Consider the following 19,673-nt stretch of genomic DNA (forward strand, 5'->3'; position numbering starts at 1 on the left):
GGCCGTGCACCGACCCTGCACACCCGCTATCGCTACGCCGAATATCAGGGCCTCACGGGCAGCGGCCCCTGGCTGGCCTTGAGCGACGAGACCTTGGCGCAGGTGGTCGATGGCCGTACGCAAACGGAGTTACGGCGCATTGTCCATGAGTACATCAGCGCCCCTGAAGACCCTCAACAACACGGGCTCATCAGCAAGATGCTGCAGACCCTGCATGGCCAGGCCGATACCCTGACCACCACCGAGTACGCCTACACCATCACCCGTAATGCCCGTGCCGGTGTGATGGCAATGCGTACAGTCAGTACCTTGATCGGTCATGACGACACACCAGACAAACCGGTACGCAAAGTCATCACCGAGGAACACTCGCTGCTCAACGGCGCCACGTTGCTCAGTAACGATGGCAACGCCGCTGAAATCGTCTACCAATACGACCGCCTGGGCCGGGTGACCCAGGAAACCGTGGCGCCGGGTACAGACTACGTGGCCAGTCGCACCTATACCTATGCGCTCACCAACGATACGGGCCAGCAGGCGAAGCAAAGCGCCATGGACGTCAAGGGCGTCGAGACCATCACCTGGCTGGACGGGTTGAACCGGGTGTTGAAAGAAGAGCGCCAGGACACCGATGCCTTGGGCGGCGACCCGCAGGCGTTCCGTGAGACCTACCGTGCGACCTACAACAACCTTGGGCAATTGACCAGCCAGACTGCTACCGACTGGGAAGGCGACAAAGATGTCCCCCTGACCAGCACCTTTCAATACGACGCCTGGGGAGAGCAATACAAAGTCGTCGGGCCTGATGGCGTGGTGCAGGTCACCGAAAACGATCCGGCCACACAAACCCTGCGCACCTGGACCGAAAGCACCGTGGCACCGGTGAAGTTCAGCGGCAGAAGCAGAACCACACTCAATCTGTTCGGCAAGGAAGACAAGATCGAGGCCCTGGACGCAGACGGCAAGCTCCTCAGCGAGCGTCAATACCTGTATGACGGCCTGGGTAATTGTGTTGAACAAATCGACGAAATGGGCCAATCCACTCGCTTTGAGTACGACCTGTTCTCCCGGGTACAGACCACGACGCTGCCCGATTACACAGAAATCCACCGCACATATGCCTCCCACAGCGGCGGTGAACTGCCTGTCGGCCTGGACGTTAGCGCCAACGGGACCACTGCCAGCGTCGGCATCCAGACTTTTGATGGCCTTGATCGCAGGTCTACATTGAAGGTTGGCCCGCGTATTCAGCAGTTTCAGTATCAAGGTGGTCAGCTTCAGGTGAGCACTATGATCACCGCCAGCAACAAGTCCATCACTTATGAATACAAGCCCGGATTGGTGGGTACTCCGGTTGGCAGCATCGCGCCGGATGAACAGTCAAGCTTCAACTACGACAATCAAAGTGCGCAATTGACCCTGTCGCAAAACACCCAGGGCGAGCATACGTTTGACTACAGTTCTACCGGTCAATTACGCCATGAACGCTGGAAGGAAAAGCGCTCGAGCAAACAGTGGGAGACCAGTTACACCCACACCTTGAACGGGCGACCGCTGACCCGCCTGGATACCAACGGTTTGGTCTGCACCTATACCTATGACGAAAAGGCCCGGGTCAAGAGTGCTACTCAGGGCCAGATCCTCGCCACCTTCGACTACGACAACCTGGGGCAGGTAAGCCTGATTACCACCCGCAATAAAAGCACCGGGCAGGAGCTGCAAACCCACCTGACCTTCGACGATCAGGGTCGGGAAATCACCCGTCATATGACCTTGAGCGGTGGTCACCCGGATCAGACCATCACCCAGACCTACCGTGCCGATAACAAGTTGCAAAGCCGCCACCTGCAGCTGGCCGGCCAGACCGAACTGCTGGAAACCTTCGACTACGATCAGCGCGGCCGGATGGTGCAGTACAACTGCGAAGGTACAAACCTGCCCAAGGACCGCTACGGCAATGCCATCCGCGAGCAACTGTTCGCCTTCGACGCGCTGGACAATGTCACCGAGGTGTACACGCTCTTTGCGGACAGTAGTCGCGACGAAGCCATCAGCTCTTTCGCCCAGAGCGATCCGTGTCAATTGGTTAAAGTCACCCACAGCCACCCCGCCTATCCGCCCAGCTGCGTGCTCGACTACGACGAAGATGGCAACCTGCTGCACGATGAAAACGACCAGACTCTGCACTACGACAGCCAGGGCCGGTTACTGCGCGTCACCGATGCCGATGGCAAAACCGTCAGTCAGTACCGCTATGACGCGCATAACCATTTGCTGGGCGTCACCCGCGGCACGCAAACCGAAACCCTGCGCTTTTATCAGGACGAGCGCCTGAGCAGGACCGAGCAAGGCGACAAAAAAATCCACTACCTGTACCTCAATGACCAGCCCTTGGGCCAGCAACAACAGGACAACCCCGAGCAAACCCTGCTGCTGTTGACCGATGGCAAAAACAGCGTGCTGGCAGAAAGCGGCCAGAATGAACTGCGCAAAGCGATTTATGGCGCCTATGGCGAACGCAACCCGGATGATGACCTGCAATGCCTGCTCGGCTTCAACGGCGAGGTTCGGGACGAGCTGAGCGGCTGGTATCTACTGGGCCGAGGTTACCGGGCGTATAACCCGACGCTGATGCGCTTTCACAGCCCGGACTCGTTCAGCCCGTTCGGTGCCGGCGGGATCAACCCTTACGTGTACTGCGCGGGCGATCCGATCAACTTTATCGACCCGACGGGGCATGCCAATCGGGGGGTTAACTGGATGGGTATTGGGGGCGCAATCCTGTCGGCCATTGGTATAGCGCTTACCGTCGCGGCGGTGGTGATCATGCCACCGGTTGGCGCGGCGGCCATTGCGAGCACCGTCGTTTTTACAGGGATTGGTGTGGGTGGCGGTGTCTATGGCATCTATGAAGGCGTCAAGGCGACTACCGCAACCAAATTGACAGACCGCGAGAGACACGCGATGAGTTCCTTGATCTCTGGTGGCCTGGATGTTGCGTTTGGAGGATTTGCCGTTGTCTCCGCTTCAATGAAAGCAGCGAAAGCAGCCACTAACTCCAGCCCACTGATGCGTAAGTTGAATCATCTTCCGCGTGGCAAGTTGCAAGGCGCCAATGACTTTGACAGCAATGTCCTCTTGAAAGGCGGTAGCAAATCTCAAAGTCCAGCAGGTCCTATGGGACCTGAAGGGCCCATAGGACCTGCTGGACCTGCTGGGGCTGATGGGGCTGATGGGGCTGATGGGGCTCGTGGACCGAGGGGGCATGCGGGAACGAGTGTAAATACCTCCGCAACTTTCGTACCTCCACCTCCACCTGCACCTGCACCTGCACCTGCACCTGCATCGTCCACCATGACTCCAAAGCCTTTACTGGCTGATCCAATTCCCGGCCCTTCTCGTCTGCATAGTAGCAACTGGAATTTTAATCATCTTGCTAAAAAGCAAAGGAATCAACGAGTGGAAATCAACGGAAGCGTAAGGCTGGCCCCCGTAACCGACAAAATAGACTTCATTCGAAATATCGACTGAAAACATACGTCCTGATCCACGCGGATAATGAAAGGCTCCACTTTTCGAAGTGGGGCTTTTTTATTTCCCGGGAATAGATAAATATCTGCAAACACTGCCTTTCCAACACTGAGAGTTCTCTCATATCCCCACCCCGTCCCCCTCTCTAAAATCCGGCCGCCGAGACAACACAACACTCTTTCCCTGCTCGCATCGACCTTGAGCACTTCCGGCACTGTCTCGTTCAATAAACGCCGGTCTCAATCAACTAAAGGACTTGTTACATGAAGACATCTTTACTCGCACTACCGCTTGGTCTGGCCCTGAGTATGGCGGCGACTTCGGCGTTCGCCGCCGATGGCCGGATCAACTTCACCGGCAAGATCAACAGCGCCACCTGCGCCATCGAAATCGTCAACCCGGAAAACGGCAGCGTGGGCAATCTGGTTTCCCTGGGCTGGGTCGACTCGAGCGCTTTCAAGGGCATCAATACTGTCGCCGGTGAACGGGCCTTTCAAATGCGGGTAACACCGGGCACTAGCTGCGTACTGGACCCTGCCAAACTCGACGCGACCGTGACCTTCAACTCGGTGTACGGCGGTGGCGGGGATCATTACGGGCTCAAACCAACCGGAAGCCCTGCAACCGGAATTGCCGTGGCGATCAAGGATGTGACCGGTAGCTTCATCAAAAATGGTGACACCTCCACTATTTACAAGCTGGACGAAACCCGGCCGACGCTCATGGACTTCACCGCCATGTACATCACCACCGCTGCGACCGTGAACGCTGGCCCCGCCGATGCCGATGTCGAGTTCACGCTCAGCATCAACTGATTACGTTCTCCAGTCGTCGAACAACGGGCCTCACAGCCCGTTGTTCGGGAGTAACTCTTCGATACAGGGATTCTTTAACTATGTTTGGCTTCATTAATCGCGCTGCCCAGGTCAAGTGCGGCGCACTGTCCTGGACACTGTTCGGCGCCCTCCTCATATGGCTTCCAAACAGTTATGGGGCGTTAACCGTCAGTAGCACGCGAGTAGTGTTCGACAGTGATAAACGCAATGTTTCGTTAACGATTTCCAACCCCAGCGACAAACCCTTCGCCGTGCAGACCTGGGTCAATACGGCTGCCGACGATCAAACCACCGCCGTGCCATTTATCGCCTCACCGCCGCTGTTTCGCTTGAATGCCGGTAAAGAACAACAGGTGCAGATCAACGGCTTGCCCAATACGCTGCCCAAAGACCGCGAGTCGCTGTTTTATTTCAACGTCCAGGAAATACCGCAACGGGAGGCCCATGAAGCTAATCAGTTGAATATCGCGTTGCGCACGCGGATCAAGTTGTTCTACCGCCCCGTCGAACTCAAAAGTAATGCGTTGGACACCTTGAAAGACTTGAGTTGGTCAGTAAAAAAAGTCGACGGCAAAAGCCGTCTGGTGGTGACCAATCCCACGCCCTTTCACATGTCTTTCGTGCGCATTGAACTCAGCGCGAACGGGCAAAAAGTCAATCTGAAAGACACCCCCATGGCACTCCCTCTGGACTCCCAGACCTATGAGCTGGACGGTTTGAAGCCGAGCCCGGGGATGCAGGTGAACTTTTCCGTGATCACCGACTACGGCGGTTTTACGACCCCCATGACCGTGCCCGTCAGCCTTGATCTTTAACATTGCGCGGACTCTCACCATGCCTTTCTTCCCGCACTGGAGCTCGACTCCCGCGCAGCGCCTGTTTCATTTTGCTGTATTGACCGGCGGCAGCCTTGTATTGCTGGAAACCAAGCCGACCCTGGCCTCTACACAGGTGGAGTTTCAATCAACCTTTATGCGTCAACTGGACAACCATGCCAGCGATGCCGGCGCGCTGGCCTTGAACGCACTCTCCAGCAGCCAGGATCTGGCGCCGGGGCGTTACCTGGTGAGTATCGACGTCAATCGAAGCTTCTTCGACCGCCGGGAAATCGAGTTCACCGCCAATGCCCAAGGCGATGGGCTTGTTCCTTGTTTGTCGCGGCAACTGCTCAACGATATCGGCGTGAAGCTCGACAGCCTGGCTGAGCCTGAGGCCACGCTGGGCACTTGCGTCGACCTGCAGCGTCTGATTCCCGGAGCGCTGACGCAATTGGACGGTGCTCAGTTATCGCTGTCGATTTCCATCCCGCAGATTGCCATGCGTCGCGATGTGGCCGGTTATGTCGATCCGCAGTTGTGGGACTACGGCATCAATTCGGCGTTCGTGAACTATCAAGTCTCCGCTCAACAAGGTCGCAGCCATCAGACCGGCCATAACAGCAGCCAGGACCTGTACTTGAACAGCGGCTTGAATCTGGGCGCCTGGCGCTTGCGCAGCAATAACGCCTTTCGCAGCGACGCCCAAGGCGAGCGCACATGGTCGCGCGCCTATACCTATCTTCAACGCGACCTCCCCGGCACCCATTCGCAGCTGACCCTGGGCGAAACCTACACCCCGGGCGATGTCTTCAGGAGCGTTCCCATCAAAGGCGTGCAGATTGCGTCGGACATGAGCATGTTGCCCGACTCACTGCAAAACTATGCGCCGATCGTTCGAGGTGTTGCGCAGACCCGGGCCAGGCTCGAAATACGCCAGAACGGTTACCCGATCTATTCCACCTATGTCAGTGCCGGCCCCTACGAGATCAACGACCTCACCACCGCCGGTGGCAGCGGGGAGCTGGAAATCATTCTGACCGAGGCCGATGGCCAGGTGCGGCGCTTCACCCAACCCTATGCAACCCTCAACAACCTGCTGCGCGAAGGTGTCTGGCGCTACAGCACCAGTTTGGGTCGCTATAACGCACCGTCTTTTTCCGTGGATGATGCATTGCTTTGGCAAGGGACCCTGGCGACCGGTGTCGGATGGGACTCGACGCTGTACGGCGGGTTGATGGGCAATGACTTCTATCAGGCCGGCACGCTTGGCATTGGTAAAAATATTGGATCGATTGGCGCGCTGTCGTTCGACGTCACGCGCTCCACCGCCGATATCGATCCCCATGACAGCCGTCGCAACGTTCAGGGCATGAGCTATGCGGTGAAATATGGCAAGACGTTCGAGACTCGCACAAATCTGCGCTTTGCCGGCTATCGCTACTCCACCGAGGGTTATCGCGATTTTAGCGAAGCGGTGCGCGAGCGCAGCGCCGACCAGCGTTTTCGCGGAAGTCGACGCAGCCTGCTTGAAGCCTCGGTGTTCCAGGACATCGGGGCCCGTAGCTCGCTGAGCCTGACGTTATCCCAGGAGGATTTCTGGCGGTCCGATGATCAGCAGCGCCAGTTCCAGTTCAATTTAAGCACCCGCTATAACACGGTGAGCTACTCCCTCTACGCCTCGCAGTCGCTGAACGATGACCAGTTCAATGACCGCCAGTTCGGCTTGAGCCTCTCAATGCCGCTGGATTTCGGACGCTCGACAACCGCCACCTACGATGTTCGGGAGAACCGGGGTCAGATCAACCAGCGCGCCGCTTTATCGGGCCGCGGTGAGGGAGACCGGCTCAACTATCGTGCGTCCTTGTCCAACAATGAAAGCCATCAGCAAAGCGCTGAACTGTCATTGGGTTATCAGGCACCTTTTGCCAGCCTTGGCGCGGGCCTCACTCAAGGCACTGATTACAACAGCCTTTCGCTCAATGCCAGCGGCGCACTGCTGCTCCATGGCGACGGGCTCGAGGTGGGGCCTTATCTGGGTGAAACCAGTGGCCTGGCCCATGTTCCGGATATCGCCGGCGTCGGCTTGCTGAACACCTCCAGCGCCAGGACCAATAACAGTGGCTATGCCTTGATTCCGTATCTACAACCTTACCGTGTCAATCGGGTGATCCTCGACACCGACCAGCTCGATCCGAATGTGGAAATCGACAATGGTGTGACACAGGTGGTGCCACGGCGTGGCGCGGTCGTCAAAGCGACATTCCCCGCCCGGACGGTACAAAGACTGGTATTGACCACCCGTGACAGCCGAGGCGCTCCCCTGCCCTTCGGTGCTCAGGTCAGCAATACCGATGACGAAATACTCGGGATTGTCGGCCAGGCCGGTCAGGTACTGCTGGGTACTGTCGATGGACAGCAAACCTTGTACGTGCGCTGGGGCAACACCTCCACTGAGCAGTGTCAGTTGCAGTTTGATGTTCAGAGCATGCCGATGGAACAAGGCTATCGGGTTCAGGACTTGATTTGCCGCTGACCCAACGCTTCGTTTACTCATACGCGAAGCACGTTGCGGTGCCTCGCGTTGTTTCTGCCAGGATAGAACACAGCATGTCGATCAGATTATTTCCAGGCGTTTTGTTCACGCTCGCAGCCGGTGGGCTGATGCCGCTCGGTACAACGTACGCAGCCAGTAATACGTGTTACTGGGGGAGCGGTACGGGGCCGATTCGTTATGTGGCCAATGTGGGCGCACTGTATGTTCCCAGAGATGCTCAGGTAGGTGACCCGATAGGCCCGATAGACCAACCCTTCATTCAAGGTGGCGGTGGGCTGTCCATCCACTGCGTGACCGACGGCACTCGGCTGACGTTCAACGCCTCGTCCGCTGTGGCACCCGTACCCGGGCCAATCCCCAGAAGGAACGGTATGGAAACGAGCGGTGCCTTGCTACAGACCAATATCGAGGGGGTCGGAGCCCGAATCACTTTGGGTACTCCGTACGATGGCCTCACCAACGGATTTTGGAAACTCAGCGGCGCCGACAGCTCGGTGCCATTCGATGGCTACATCGATTTCAGTACACCCTTTGTCTTGCAGCACTCGGTGTTGCGCGGCGCGATCACCCTGGTCAAAACCGGCCCGATCGGCCGAGGCATGCAACCGCTGGACTCGGGAAGGGAGTTGGTCAATGCCTCCTTCAGCGGCGTCCCCAATGCCTTCGGGCTGGCCTTGAGCGGCTCTGTCACTCAGGCAGAATGTACCCTGTCGGCCACGCCTGTGAGCGCGGACCCCGTCAATCTCGGTGAGTGGTCAGACTCGGAGTTTACCGGCGAAGGCCATACCACCAACGCGGTACCCTTCACCATCGCGCTGAACTCGTGCATTTCCGACCCGCTGCCAGGCGGCACAGTGACTAACGCGCATATTCGCCTGGAGCCCACCGCAGGCTCCACGACCCTTGATGCAGTCCTGGGCTTGTTCAGTCTGGGGGGCAGTTCCACCGCGCAAGGTATCGGCATTCAAGTCTTGGGACGTGATGCGCTTACGCCTGTTGCACTGGAGGCGGATGTGCTTCAAGGCGCTATCCCGGCCACCGGAGGCATGCTGTTGGAGTTCAACGCTCGCTATTACCAGACTGGTCCCACCAGTAATATCGTGGCCGGCTCGGCAGAGGGCGCCCTGGCGTTCACCATTACCTATAAATGAACCCGCCCGGCAGGTCAGCCCTGCCGGATACCCTTGAGTGCATCGACTATGCGATGATTTTCAACGGTAGGGTCTTAAAGGAGATATAACTATGGCCTTGGTCAAAACTGACGCTGGCGTATAGGGTGAACGTCGAATTGAGCGGCCGCTGGTCTACGTAGTCTTTGGGTAACAATGTCGTATATTTTCCATCGGTACCAAGCGGCACACCTACCACAAAATCTGTTCGGACATTGGAAGCCATCGCCCACACGTTCATGAGCTGAGTCGGTGCTTGATAGATCCATTTCTCTATTTCCAAATTCGCACCACCTGGCGGGACGGCATCTTTGGAAAGCGTCGCCGGTGAACCGACCTGCGCCTGGCGGCAACCGACCTGGCCAAGTGCACCTGTTGCGAAAGCGTTAATGGTCAGCGTATAGACCGCAGAGTGCTGAACGTCCTGACCGGCCCAATAATAAACGTCGACCTTGCGCCCATCGCCGTTCACGGGAATGTTCGCCGCAACGACTGATGCAGGGATGGCAAACTCCAACCCACCAGGGGTGATTGGTTCCACGCCCGTCACAGAGCCGATACCGTCCTCGCCGCCAAGACCGACAAAGTCCACGGTCACCTCTTCGCCCGGATCGACCTCCGATGCCGCCACCACTACGGTCACCCCGGCCCCACCCTGGAATGGATTCAACACGCCAGTGCCGCCAGTGCTCGATGCCTCCTTGACGGTTGGATATTTGCGCGGGGTGGGTGGGCGGATATTGACGTTCAACAGCACATCACTGGACAGGACTGTCTCGTTGCCGGCCCTGTCGCATACCCGGTAGGTCGCAAAATAGTCCACATTATTAGTGCTTCGACGAAGTAGATCGCCCTTGAAGGACACTTGCAGTACTTTGCCCAGGTCATCGAGCTGGAGGGTCTTTGTATCCGCTATTTCCCGGCCGCCGGGGGAGCGCTCCCAATACCAAGTGATCTCATCACCCACCTTTTTTTCGATGTAGTCGGGCACTGTTGCCAGCACCTGGTCTTCGTGGGCCGGATCGGCGAGATAGGCGGCTGTGATTTGATTGGGAGGAGTAACGGCGGAAGGGAAGATCAATTTGCTGTCATTGGCAAGAACAGGTGCGGTGGTATCAAGTGTGATCACCAGCTCCCGGGAATCATCTGTCTCATCGTTATAAGCCGTCACCTTGTAACGCAACCGATGTTGCCCGTCATTGCCGCGCAGTAGTCGTTTGGGCAATGTAACAAACCGGTCTGACGCCTCGATAGGCGCGTCACTCCAATAACGGGTATCTACGGATACGTCGTCAAAGAACAGCTCAACTGACTCTTCACCCAGCGTCGGATCGGAGTGCTCCCATAGTTCAAACCAGACCTTCAGGTCATCGTGTGTCGCGGCTTCCGGGAGCAGATTGGGTTCACCATTGGGAACATCGTCAAGTAATCCATCCACGCGGGGCTCAGGCAACAGTCTGAGGCTGCTGGAGAATTGAGTGTTTGTAGGCTCGCTCATGAACAAGACTCCTTAGAAAAGAGCGAGGAATAATGGCCGCAGCCTTCTTCCTCGCGTCACATAAAGAACATTGAACCCGCAGTGCAGCAGCCCTTCCCCACGCAGCCGCCTCAAATCATTGGGTTACCAGCTATAGCGCATACCCACGTTGGCACCCCACGGCTGTTCAATCTTGTCGCCGTTGCTGTAATCGAAATCAGCGTGTAGCGAAACCTTGTCGGTCAGCGTCATGGCCACGCCCGCGCCCAGCTCGCCACGGGAACCCGACAGGTCGTTGTTAAACGCATTATCGTTAACCTTGACTTCGTTGTTTTTGGCCAACTCATGGACATACGCGGCACGAACATACGGCTGCACCACCTTGCCCTCACCCAGGTTGAAGTTGCGCCCGGCAGTCGCACCGGCTTTACCTAGCAGAGAGCGCGCGCGATTGCCTTCGGCAGACAAGCCGTTATCCAGGTCGTAGTCCTTGCCCTGAATGATCACGCCCGACAGCTGAGTGAAGGGTTCGACAAAATAGTCGTCGGCCAGCTTGATGTGACGACCGAACTCCAGGGACGCACCGACACCGTTGTTGTCGTAACTGCCCTTGGTCTGCTTGCCGTCACTGAGCTGCACTTTGGATTCGTTCTGGAAACGGTTGAACTTGAGCACGCCGTCGAAGTAGTAGCCGCTTTGGTCGTCCATCCAGGTGGTGTAGGCACCTATGTAGTAGCTGTTGACTGTACCGCTGGTACCGCGACTCAGGTCCAGGTCGGATTTGCTGTAACCACCCAGCAAGCCCACCAGCCACTGGCCGTCACCGACCGGCAAAGGCGCGTCGGCACCGAAAGACAGGCCTTGCTGGGTTTGCTGATACGCCAGGCCGGAACTGGCGCTGACATCGAACTTGTTGCCGTACGCGCGGATCCAGCCACCGGCCTTGCCCTCGTCCATGCGCACTTCGCCCATGCGGCTGCGCAAGGTGCTGAGCTCGCCATACCAGACCGTCGGCGCAGCATTGAACAGTGCCAGTACCGATTGGGTGCCCGGACTGATGACTTTCGAGGCAGTGTTCAGGTACCAGTCGTTGTTGCCTTGCTTGATCAGGTCGTAGGAGAAGGCCCCCAGATCCACCGGGCCGTCCTTCAGGGAAAACTGGGCATCGCCGGCAGCGATGTGGACCACCGGTATGGCACTGGCAGCCCCCGGTTCGGACCCGCTGGCATCGATTGATAACGTGTGATTGCCGCTGGCCGTCCCGGTAACGGTCAGCGTATCGACCTGACCGGTGGCGAAGTTCGTGTGCATGAAGAACGTGCCAGCACCCGAAAGGTTGCCCACCGACAGCTTGTAGAACTCGCCCGGATTGCCGAACTGGATGCCACCGCCGTTCATGGCAAGGTTCGCGACCTCGCCATCACCGACCATCACCCAACGGGCATCGTTGTTGACCGTCAGACCCTGAACGTTTTCAAGGCGACCGGTCAGCGTGGCGGAATGGTCGAGCACGACATCGGCACTGCTGCCTGCCGCCACCACGATATCGCCGATCAGCTGGCTGTTATCGGCCTTGAAATTCGCCGAAGAGCCATTGATGACTTCCAGCAATGTACCGTTGCCACCCACCAGGGTAGAACCGTTGTTGACTTCGATATTCACGCGTTCGGTGTTGGTCTGGGTCTGGCCGTCGACGATGATCGCCGAACCACTCAGCCCTTCGACATGAGTTTTATTCAGGATCAACGCGTTGTCGGCAGACAGGTTGAGGTCGGCGAACAGGCTCACACCATTGAGCCCACCCACAATGCTGCTGTCAGTGGCCGAGATTTTGCCGCCGAAGCTGCGGATACCGATGCCATCGGCGTTGCTGCCGGTTACTTTGGAGCCTGCTTCGAGGGTCAGCTGACTTTTGGAACTGAGGGTTGCTCCAAACTGACCACCAATGATCTCACTGCCCTGAACCAGCGCCGTGGAGCCACCGTTGACCGTTTGCGCCAGACGTAACCCGGTGCGACTGCTAACAACTGTGCTTTTATTGGAAATAGTCGTTTCACTGGCGGACAGATCGACCCCGTTAGTGGTGCCTTTAGCGGTGACATGGGAACCGTTAAACACGACATTCGAACCCGTGGTTGCGCGGATCTGGTCGGTAGTGGCACCGTTGGCCGTCAGTTTGCTTGCGTTCTCTACCAGATAATCGTCAACCGTGGTGGCGGCATCGATGGTCTTGGAAGAACCATTATCGATCAAGGTCTGCGCCAGTCCGTTCGGGCTGATCAACAACAACGGTGTGAGCGTGGCGAGTTTGAGAAAACGTGCGAGAGGTGTGACAGCGAAGAATGAGTGGCTGACGGGCATGGATAGCTCCTTGGTAAACAGACTGTTTTGCAAACCGCTCAGCCCGGTGCCTTGCGGTCTGGCCTGAACGTTCAAAGGCGGCGATCCTAAGCACCCTCTTCCTTAAAATATGTAGGACTTATCCTAAGGCGCATGAGATTTTGCTCGATACAGTCATACGAAACATCGATGCCAACTGCATCCAGATGATGTCAGCATCAGTGTGAAAACACGGGCAACAAACGCCCGTGTGCCGGCCCTGATGGTTGAGCTAAGGCCTTGGGATCTCGCATGGATCATTCGGTCGATGGAATGCTGTGCGGGTCGTTAAAGACGTCGATGCAATCTCTTCCGTGCCGTCATCAAAGAAGTACTGGATTTTCGCGCGGCCTCTTCGACCGGGTGCGTTTTCGTTATAGAGAGGCAGGATATAAGTGGTGTAGGGTTCCACTAGAATGGTGAAGCCGGTGATAGCCCCATTTGTGCCTAGCACATAATCTTTAGTGAATATTGCGCCTGTAATCGGATCTTCGGGTGCGTTTAGATCTTCCCCTTTCATTGGCGTGAATACGACCTTGATCGTGTCGCCATCCTTTAGCAGCCCGGTAAGGTCAGGTATGTCGACTTTGAGCGAGCCATCAGCCTCCAGGACCGAGCAGCCTGGGTAACCGGTCGGATTGGGAATGGTGGGAAAACTCGCAGGCGGCAGTTCAACAGCGATCGCGTTAACATCAACCTCGGTCGTCTCTGAAAGCAGATCATTTACCAGGCCTGCCGCGCTAACCTGATAGTGCACGGGTACTGTCGACCCGTTGCCACCGTCCTTGATGTACTTCCAGGGAATGTCAACGGTTTGCTCATCGCCAGGCACATGCTCCGGATTCGAATCATCAAAGGAAATCTGAGCCTCGAGGACACGGGCACCATTCCAGAAGAAGTCGACGATGTGACCGTTAACCGCCTCTCTGTACCAGGTGAACGTGAATTTCGCGTCCTGGTCCTTGTCGGCCCGTGTCAACTCATTGGTCCTGGAGTCATCGAAGTTCTTGACTTCACCTTCCAACAGGCTTGGATGTACCGGACTCGGCCAATCGTCAGACGGCCAGGGCAACCACGGAATTGGAACCTCGAAGTTGACTTCGATATCAGTAGCTTCAGGACCAAATGGCCGCCCACTGCGAATGACTTGATAGCTGACGTTGGTTGTCTTGTCTCCGGTAGTGTTCTCTCCGTACTCCACGATCAGCGTCTTGATAGGCAGCACCGGGACCTCAATCTTCTCCAGTGGATTAGGGCCAACAGGATAGTCAACCAGAGGGGTGTTACCCCATTTCAATCGAATGTTGTCATTGGGCTTAGGGTTGTCATATCTGGGAATCCAGACGCTCACACCCGCCAGAGCATGCTCAACCGCCAATGGTCCCGGAACTGCCTGAGGAACTTCCGGCGGTTGCAGATTGGTCGGCAGCGGCCCGAAAGTGAGGCTCATTTTCTTGTGGATCGAGACCGCGCTAGGGTTCAATGCCTTGTCGATCAACGCATAGAGAAGAACGCATTCGGCATCTCCAAACGCTCGAACAAGGTCTGCGTCAATTTCCACATCGGTGTCAGTAACGCCTGGGGTGGGTACAGTATCGAAGAAAACCTGATCGGCGCTGGTCGGATCCACAGGGATATTGGCTGCGTCAACCAGGTAAATGGCGATTTTGTCAGTATCTTGCCAGTCGGGATAACCAGGAATCGTTGCAGTCAGCTTGCCGCCACTGGGCAACGTCGTATCGTCGAGGTAGTCCGTGGCAAATTTCAATGCCAGCGGCGGTCCGTGTTTATAAGGTGGCAGTTGATCGCAAATGACTGTCACGGCCGGAGAATCGATTTCATCACCTTGATAGGTGTGGTGGAGATATTTCAGATGACACGTAGCGTCTTGCGGAAGGTGGTTGGCGTCGATGAGCATCTCGTACGGGAAGGTTTCCGAAAAATCGGTCTGGCCAGCCGGTATTACAAACTCATGTTCCGCCACGACGTCAAAACGTCCACTTCCACGATCGAATAAAACCTCGATTTTCTCCGGGACAGTTGGCGGCGGCAGGGTATCCCATTTCGGGATATACACCTTCAGCCCGTTCTTCAGGTTGGGGCCCTTGAGAAGTTTGGTCACCGGGTCGGCGAAATCCCCCGGATTGATTTCTATCGGTTTATCGGCCAACCTTGCCCGATGTTCGGTGCGCATTTTATGATAAGCGCTGTGTGCCTCTCTCCGTTTGAGTTTGATATTCGAACTTGCCATGTTGTTGTTCTCCCATTAACACCGTTTTGGCCATTGAGATATCAATGACCATCAAGTCTGTCTGGCAGATCGATACAACCGGGTACGACAAAACACATCCCTTCGCTCTGCGCGGCCGCTGAGGCCTGAGCGAATTAAGCACGGTTTTTAATAACGCGATACTGTCAGAGTTGACAGGTGGCCGCCTATACAGTGGTTAGGTAAAGCACGCTGTACAGCATATGAAACAGCGCTCTAGGACAGGCAACGACTGCCCCCCGGGATGGCTTCAAGCCTTGCGGGCGATTAAAGATCGTTCCCACGCTCCCGCGTGGGAATACATCCAGTGACGCTCTGCCTCACACGAGCGGACGCGGAGCGTCCGGGGCGGCATTCCCACGCAGAGCGTGGAAACGATCGTTGAATTAAGACTTGCCAACCGCCAACCGCCAGACCCGCGCAATATCCCCTGCCCGTTCGCGCAACAATTGCGGCGCATTAGCGCAGGCCTGCGCAAGACTCATCGGCCCCGACGGCAAGGCAAACGCGGCATCGACGCCGTGTTCATACATCTGCGCATACCCCTCGCCCAGGGTGCCGGCGATCACAATCACCGGCACCCCTTGTTGACGAGCAATCCGCGCGACACCAAAGGGGGTTTTGCCACGCAAGGTCTGGGCATCAAAACGGCCCTCGCCGGTGATCACCAGGTCGGCGCCGCGTACGGCTGCCGCCAGACCGACCAGTTCAGCCACCACTTCCACGCCGGGGCGGAACTGCGCATGCAGAAATGCCTTGGCGGCAAACCCCAAACCGCCGGCGGCGCCACTGCCGGGTTCGTCACGCACGTCCCTGGCCAGCACTTGAGCGCAGTGATCGGCGAAGTGCCCGAGGGCCTGGTCCAGCTGCTGCACCTGTTCAGGCGAGGCGCCTTTCTGCGGGCCGAATATCGCTGAGGCGCCGTGGGCACCACAGAGTGGATTGTTGACGTCCGCGGCGATTTCGAAACGGACCTGGGCCAGACGCGGGTCCATTGCGTCCAGTTCGATCCGGCTCAGAGCTTTGAGTGCCAGACCGCCCCGGCTCAATGCTTGTCCCTGACTGTCGAGCAAGCGCACGCCTAACGCCTGCATCGCACCGGCGCCGCCGTCGTTGGTGGCACTGCCGCCGATGGCCAGAATGATCCGTTGCGCGCCGGCATCGAGCGCCGCGCCAATCAACTGGCCAGTGCCATAAGTGCTGCTGGAACAGGCATCACGCTGGCCGATCGCAACCAGCTGCAAACCGCTGGCCTCGGCCATTTCGATGATTGCGGTGCGGCTCTGCGGCAACCAGCCCCAACAGGCCTGCACCGGTAGACCTGACGGACCTTGCACTTGAGTGCTGCGCAACTCGCCATCGCGCGCGGCGAGAATCGCTTCGACCGTGCCCTCACCTCCGTCCGCCATCGGGCACTTGAGCAGTTGCGCGTCCGGCCAGACCTCCGCCAGCCCGATGGCGATGGCATCGGCCACACCGATGGCACTCAGGCTGTCCTTGAACGAATCGGGGGCGATGATGATTTTCATGTGAGTTCTCCAGTTCCAATGGAGCCATGCTGCCAGTTGGAATCAGGAATAACGCCGGTCCGCTGCACAAGTACCGGGTGGGTTTATTGTTCATTGTCACAAAGCCGTCGCCTCCATTGCTGTAGGAGCCGAGCTTGCTCGCGATGGCGACCTCAACGACGCCATCGCCGGCAAGCCGTGCTCCTACGGGATTTGCGTTGACCATCGTCAAGGGTGAGCGTCGGTTTGAGGCAACAGCTGCACCCCCAGATACAGCGCCAGCATCCCATCGCAAGCTGTTGCGGTGGATACCCAAGGCCTCAACACAGGCCCGGCCTCTGACCGTCGTGCGCAAATTGCTGTAGGAGCCGAGCTTGCTCGCGATGGCGCCTTCAAGATCACCATCACCGGCAAGCCGAGTCTAAGGGGTGGCGGGAGCATCGGTCTGCGGCAGCAGCTGCACCCCGAGATAAAGCGCCAGCATCCCATCGAGTCGCAACGGATCGACTCCGCTCAGTTCGGCGATGCGCTCCATCCGGTAGCGCAGGCTGTTGCGGTGAATCCCCAGGGCCTCGGCACAGGCCTGGCTCTGACCGTCGTGTTCACACCAGCTGCGCAGGGTCGCCAGCAACTGGCCGTTACTGTCCTTGGCGATGACCTTGCGCAACGGATTGAGCAGTTCATCGAGGGCATCATCGTTGCGATGGCGCCAGAGCATCACCGGCAGACGATAGCGGTTCAGTGTCAGCAAGCGGCTCTGTGGCAGCACATCGCGCCCGTAGGCCAGCAGGTCACCAACTCGCCGGTAACAGCGGCGCAACCCTTGCAGACCATCGGCCTGACCACCGACGGCGATACGCAGTATGTTCCAGCCCTGGCCGTCGAGTTTTTCCAGCAGCCGTTCATTTTCAATCGACAGCGTCGCCGCGCGACACCACAGCAACGATGACTTGGCCGAACTCACACACCAGCTGTCGGGATATCGCGAAGCCAGCCAGGCACTCAATGCTTCAACGGTCTGCCCGGGGCCATGTTCCAGCCCCAGTTCAAATAGATAAGGAATGCGCGGCAGCTGCGGTTTGAGCCCCAGCTGTTGGGCCTCGTCAATCAAGCGTGGTGAATCTCCGGCCTCGCTGAGTAACAAGGCCAGCAGATCATCGCAACGCTGGCGCCGCCATTGTTGTTCGTCCTGCTGGTTACGTTGGCCCACAAGCATCTCGGCGGTCATGCGCACCAGCTGCGCGTAGGTTCGCAACTGGTCCGGATCACCAGTGATGCCCAACACGCCGATCAGTCGCTGGTCGAGGAACAACGGCAGATTGATCCCCGGTTGCACGCCTTTGAGGTGTTTGGCGGTCTGCTCATCGATTTCCACGACACGACCATTGGCCAGCACCAACTGCGCACCTTCATGGCGGGTGTTGACCCGCTCCGGCTCGCCACTGCCCAGAATCAGGCCCTGGCTGTCCATGACGTTGACGTTATAGGGCAGGATGGCCATCGCCCGGTCGACGATATCCTGCGCCAGGTCATGATCCAGTTCGAACATAGCAGCGTGATCCTTGAAGGTCGTTTCTTGTAGTGATTGTTCAGCGGCACAGGGCAAGCGTCCAAACCCTGTGCGCAGGCACAAAGACAGGAACCCTGGGGTGACCGAGACTCTTGGTGCGATCAACGTTACCCTCGCATCGCAAAAAATCATAATAAAGAGAGACCCACCATGTCCCAGAGCGCCGCGGCCACACTGGTCACAGCTGACCACAAAAATGCCGTCTACAAGCGCATTACCCTGCGCCTGATCCCCTTCATTTTCATCTGCTACCTGTTCAACTACCTCGACCGGGTCAACGTTGGATTTGCCAAGCTGCAGATGCTCGACGCGCTGAAGTTCAGCGAAACCGTGTACGGCCTCGGTGCCGGGATCTTCTTTATCGGCTATGTGCTGTGTGGCGTACCGAGCAATCTGGCGTTAACGAAGTTCGGCCCACGGCGCTGGATCGCGCTGATGATGATCACCTGGGGCATGCTCTCGACCTGCCTGTTGTTCGTCACCACCCCGACCGAGTTCTACACTCTGCGGCTGTTCACCGGTGCGGCTGAAGCCGGGTTCTTCCCCGGCGTGGTGCTCTACCTCTCGCAGTGGTTCCCGACCTTCCGCCGTGGCCGCATCATGGCGTTGTTCATGTCGGCGATCCCGGTTTCCGGCTTGCTCGGCAGCCCGTTCTCCGGCTGGATCCTCAACCACTTCGCGGCGGGTCAAGGCGGTTTGGCCGGTTGGCAGTGGATGTTCCTGCTGCAAGGCATTCCGACGATGATTCTCGGCGCGCTGGCGTTCTTCCTGCTCAGCGACAACTTCGCCAACGCCAAATGGCTGACCCCGCAAGAGCGTGCGGTACTCGAAGCGGATCAGGCTGAAGATCGGGCAAACAAGCCAAAAAGCACCACCGACTCACTGCTGGCGGTGTTCAAGAATCCGGCCATCTGGGCCTTCGGCCTGATTTATTTCTGCATCCAGAGTGGCGTTTACGCGATCAACTTCTGGCTGCCATCGATCATCAAAAGCCTGGGGTTCAGCGACAATCTGGTGATCGGCTGGATCAGTGCGATTCCCTATCTGCTGGCTGCGGTGTTCATGCTGATGGTCGGTCGTTCAGCCGATCTGCACAAAGAGCGTCGCTGGCACTTGGTGGTGCCGATGCTGATGGGTGCGGTGGGCTTGCTGATCGCCGTCAACTTCGCGACGCATCCGGCCATCGCCATTCTTGGCCTGAGCATCGCCACCATGGGCGCCCTCACCGGCTTGCCGATGTTCTGGCCGGTGCCTACTGCGATGCTCAGCGCCGGTGCTGCGGCCGGCGGTTTGGCGCTGATCAACTCCATGGGGCAGATGGCTGGTTTCCTGAGTCCATACCTGGTCGGCTGGGTCAAGGACAGCACCGGTTCGACCGATGCTGCGCTGTATCTGCTGGCCGGGGTGATTGTCACCGGTAGCCTGCTGGCGCTGCGCATGACTCGTACGTTGCGCGCGTAGCCGAAGATCAAAAGATCGCAGCCTTCGGCAGCTCCTACGCCGACCGTGTTTGGCAAAGATCTGTCGGATACATACACCCCCCGCTTGATCGTTCCCACGCT

11 protein-coding genes and 1 pseudogene are annotated in these 19,673 nt (G+C 57.7%); 6 read left to right on the forward strand and 6 right to left on the reverse strand.

What is annotated here, in order from left to right:
- The 5 genes from AC07VR_RS30375 to AC07VR_RS30395 form a co-directional block, all read left to right on the forward strand.
- Positions 1–3,531: RHS repeat-associated core domain-containing protein (locus AC07VR_RS30375; protein ID WP_495013485.1), on the forward strand; the 3,531-nt coding region annotated here is incomplete at its 5' end.
- 263 nt (positions 3,532–3,794) lie between these two features.
- The gene (locus AC07VR_RS30380) at positions 3,795–4,346 is read left to right on the forward strand and encodes a fimbrial protein (RefSeq protein WP_495013486.1); all 552 of its coding nucleotides are present in this window, start codon (positions 3,795–3,797) and stop codon (positions 4,344–4,346) included.
- Between the two features lie 80 nt (positions 4,347–4,426).
- On the forward strand, positions 4,427–5,182 hold the full coding sequence (locus tag AC07VR_RS30385) for a fimbrial biogenesis chaperone (RefSeq protein ID WP_495013487.1): 756 nt from the start codon (positions 4,427–4,429) through the stop codon (positions 5,180–5,182).
- A 19-nt stretch (positions 5,183–5,201) separates the two neighbouring features.
- The gene (locus AC07VR_RS30390) at positions 5,202–7,718 is read left to right on the forward strand and encodes a fimbria/pilus outer membrane usher protein (protein WP_495013488.1); all 2,517 of its coding nucleotides are present in this window, start codon (positions 5,202–5,204) and stop codon (positions 7,716–7,718) included.
- A 392-nt stretch (positions 7,719–8,110) separates the two neighbouring features.
- Positions 8,111–8,890 carry a fimbrial protein gene (locus AC07VR_RS30395; RefSeq protein ID WP_495013489.1) on the forward strand — a complete coding sequence of 260 codons (780 nt, stop codon included), beginning with the start codon at positions 8,111–8,113 and terminating at the stop codon, positions 8,888–8,890.
- A 46-nt stretch (positions 8,891–8,936) separates the two neighbouring features.
- Here the strand turns inward: AC07VR_RS30395 and AC07VR_RS30400 are convergent, their stop codons facing one another.
- From AC07VR_RS30400 to AC07VR_RS30425, 6 genes and pseudogenes are all read right to left on the reverse strand, one after another.
- Entirely contained in the window at positions 8,937–10,406 is a 1,470-nt protein-coding gene (locus AC07VR_RS30400; protein WP_495013490.1) for a hypothetical protein, read from the reverse strand.
- A gap of 123 nt (positions 10,407–10,529) precedes the next feature.
- Positions 10,530–12,746 (reverse strand): autotransporter outer membrane beta-barrel domain-containing protein, encoded by a 2,217-nt coding sequence (locus tag AC07VR_RS30405; protein WP_495013491.1) that lies wholly within the window; start codon positions 12,744–12,746, stop codon positions 10,530–10,532.
- A 250-nt stretch (positions 12,747–12,996) separates the two neighbouring features.
- Positions 12,997–15,015 (reverse strand): hypothetical protein, encoded by a 2,019-nt coding sequence (locus tag AC07VR_RS30410; RefSeq protein WP_495013492.1) that lies wholly within the window; start codon positions 15,013–15,015, stop codon positions 12,997–12,999.
- 404 nt (positions 15,016–15,419) lie between these two features.
- A complete protein-coding gene (locus AC07VR_RS30415) occupies positions 15,420–16,562 on the reverse strand; it encodes a glycerate kinase (RefSeq protein ID WP_495013493.1) in 1,143 nt (380 codons plus the stop codon).
- Between the two features lie 207 nt (positions 16,563–16,769).
- Positions 16,770–16,891: pseudogene (locus tag AC07VR_RS30420) on the reverse strand (sugar diacid recognition domain-containing protein); the annotation flags it as partial.
- A gap of 71 nt (positions 16,892–16,962) precedes the next feature.
- A complete protein-coding gene (locus tag AC07VR_RS30425) occupies positions 16,963–18,090 on the reverse strand; it encodes a sugar diacid recognition domain-containing protein (RefSeq protein WP_495013494.1) in 1,128 nt (375 codons plus the stop codon).
- A 171-nt stretch (positions 18,091–18,261) separates the two neighbouring features.
- On the opposite strand from AC07VR_RS30425, the gene AC07VR_RS30430 reads away from it, so the two are divergent.
- Positions 18,262–19,572, forward strand: a complete 1,311-nt coding sequence (locus tag AC07VR_RS30430; RefSeq protein WP_495013495.1) for an MFS transporter — start codon at positions 18,262–18,264, stop codon at positions 19,570–19,572.
- Positions 19,573–19,673 lie beyond the last annotated feature (101 nt).

The organism is Pseudomonas sp. GW821-FHT02H09 (assembly GCF_059421425.1).

Coding starts and splice junctions, on each gene's coding strand:
- AC07VR_RS30425 (WP_495013494.1), bottom strand. CDS start 18,090: ATGTTCGAACTGGATCATGACCTGGCGCAGGATATCGTCGACCGGGCG.
- AC07VR_RS30380 (WP_495013486.1), top strand. CDS start 3,795: ATGAAGACATCTTTACTCGCACTACCGCTTGGTCTGGCCCTGAGTATG.
- AC07VR_RS30385 (WP_495013487.1), top strand. CDS start 4,427: ATGTTTGGCTTCATTAATCGCGCTGCCCAGGTCAAGTGCGGCGCACTG.
- AC07VR_RS30390 (WP_495013488.1), top strand. CDS start 5,202: ATGCCTTTCTTCCCGCACTGGAGCTCGACTCCCGCGCAGCGCCTGTTT.
- AC07VR_RS30395 (WP_495013489.1), top strand. CDS start 8,111: ATGGAAACGAGCGGTGCCTTGCTACAGACCAATATCGAGGGGGTCGGA.
- AC07VR_RS30405 (WP_495013491.1), bottom strand. CDS start 12,746: ATGCCCGTCAGCCACTCATTCTTCGCTGTCACACCTCTCGCACGTTTT.
- AC07VR_RS30410 (WP_495013492.1), bottom strand. CDS start 15,015: ATGGCAAGTTCGAATATCAAACTCAAACGGAGAGAGGCACACAGCGCT.
- AC07VR_RS30430 (WP_495013495.1), top strand. CDS start 18,262: ATGTCCCAGAGCGCCGCGGCCACACTGGTCACAGCTGACCACAAAAAT.
- AC07VR_RS30400 (WP_495013490.1), bottom strand. CDS start 10,406: ATGAGCGAGCCTACAAACACTCAATTCTCCAGCAGCCTCAGACTGTTG.
- AC07VR_RS30415 (WP_495013493.1), bottom strand. CDS start 16,562: ATGAAAATCATCATCGCCCCCGATTCGTTCAAGGACAGCCTGAGTGCC.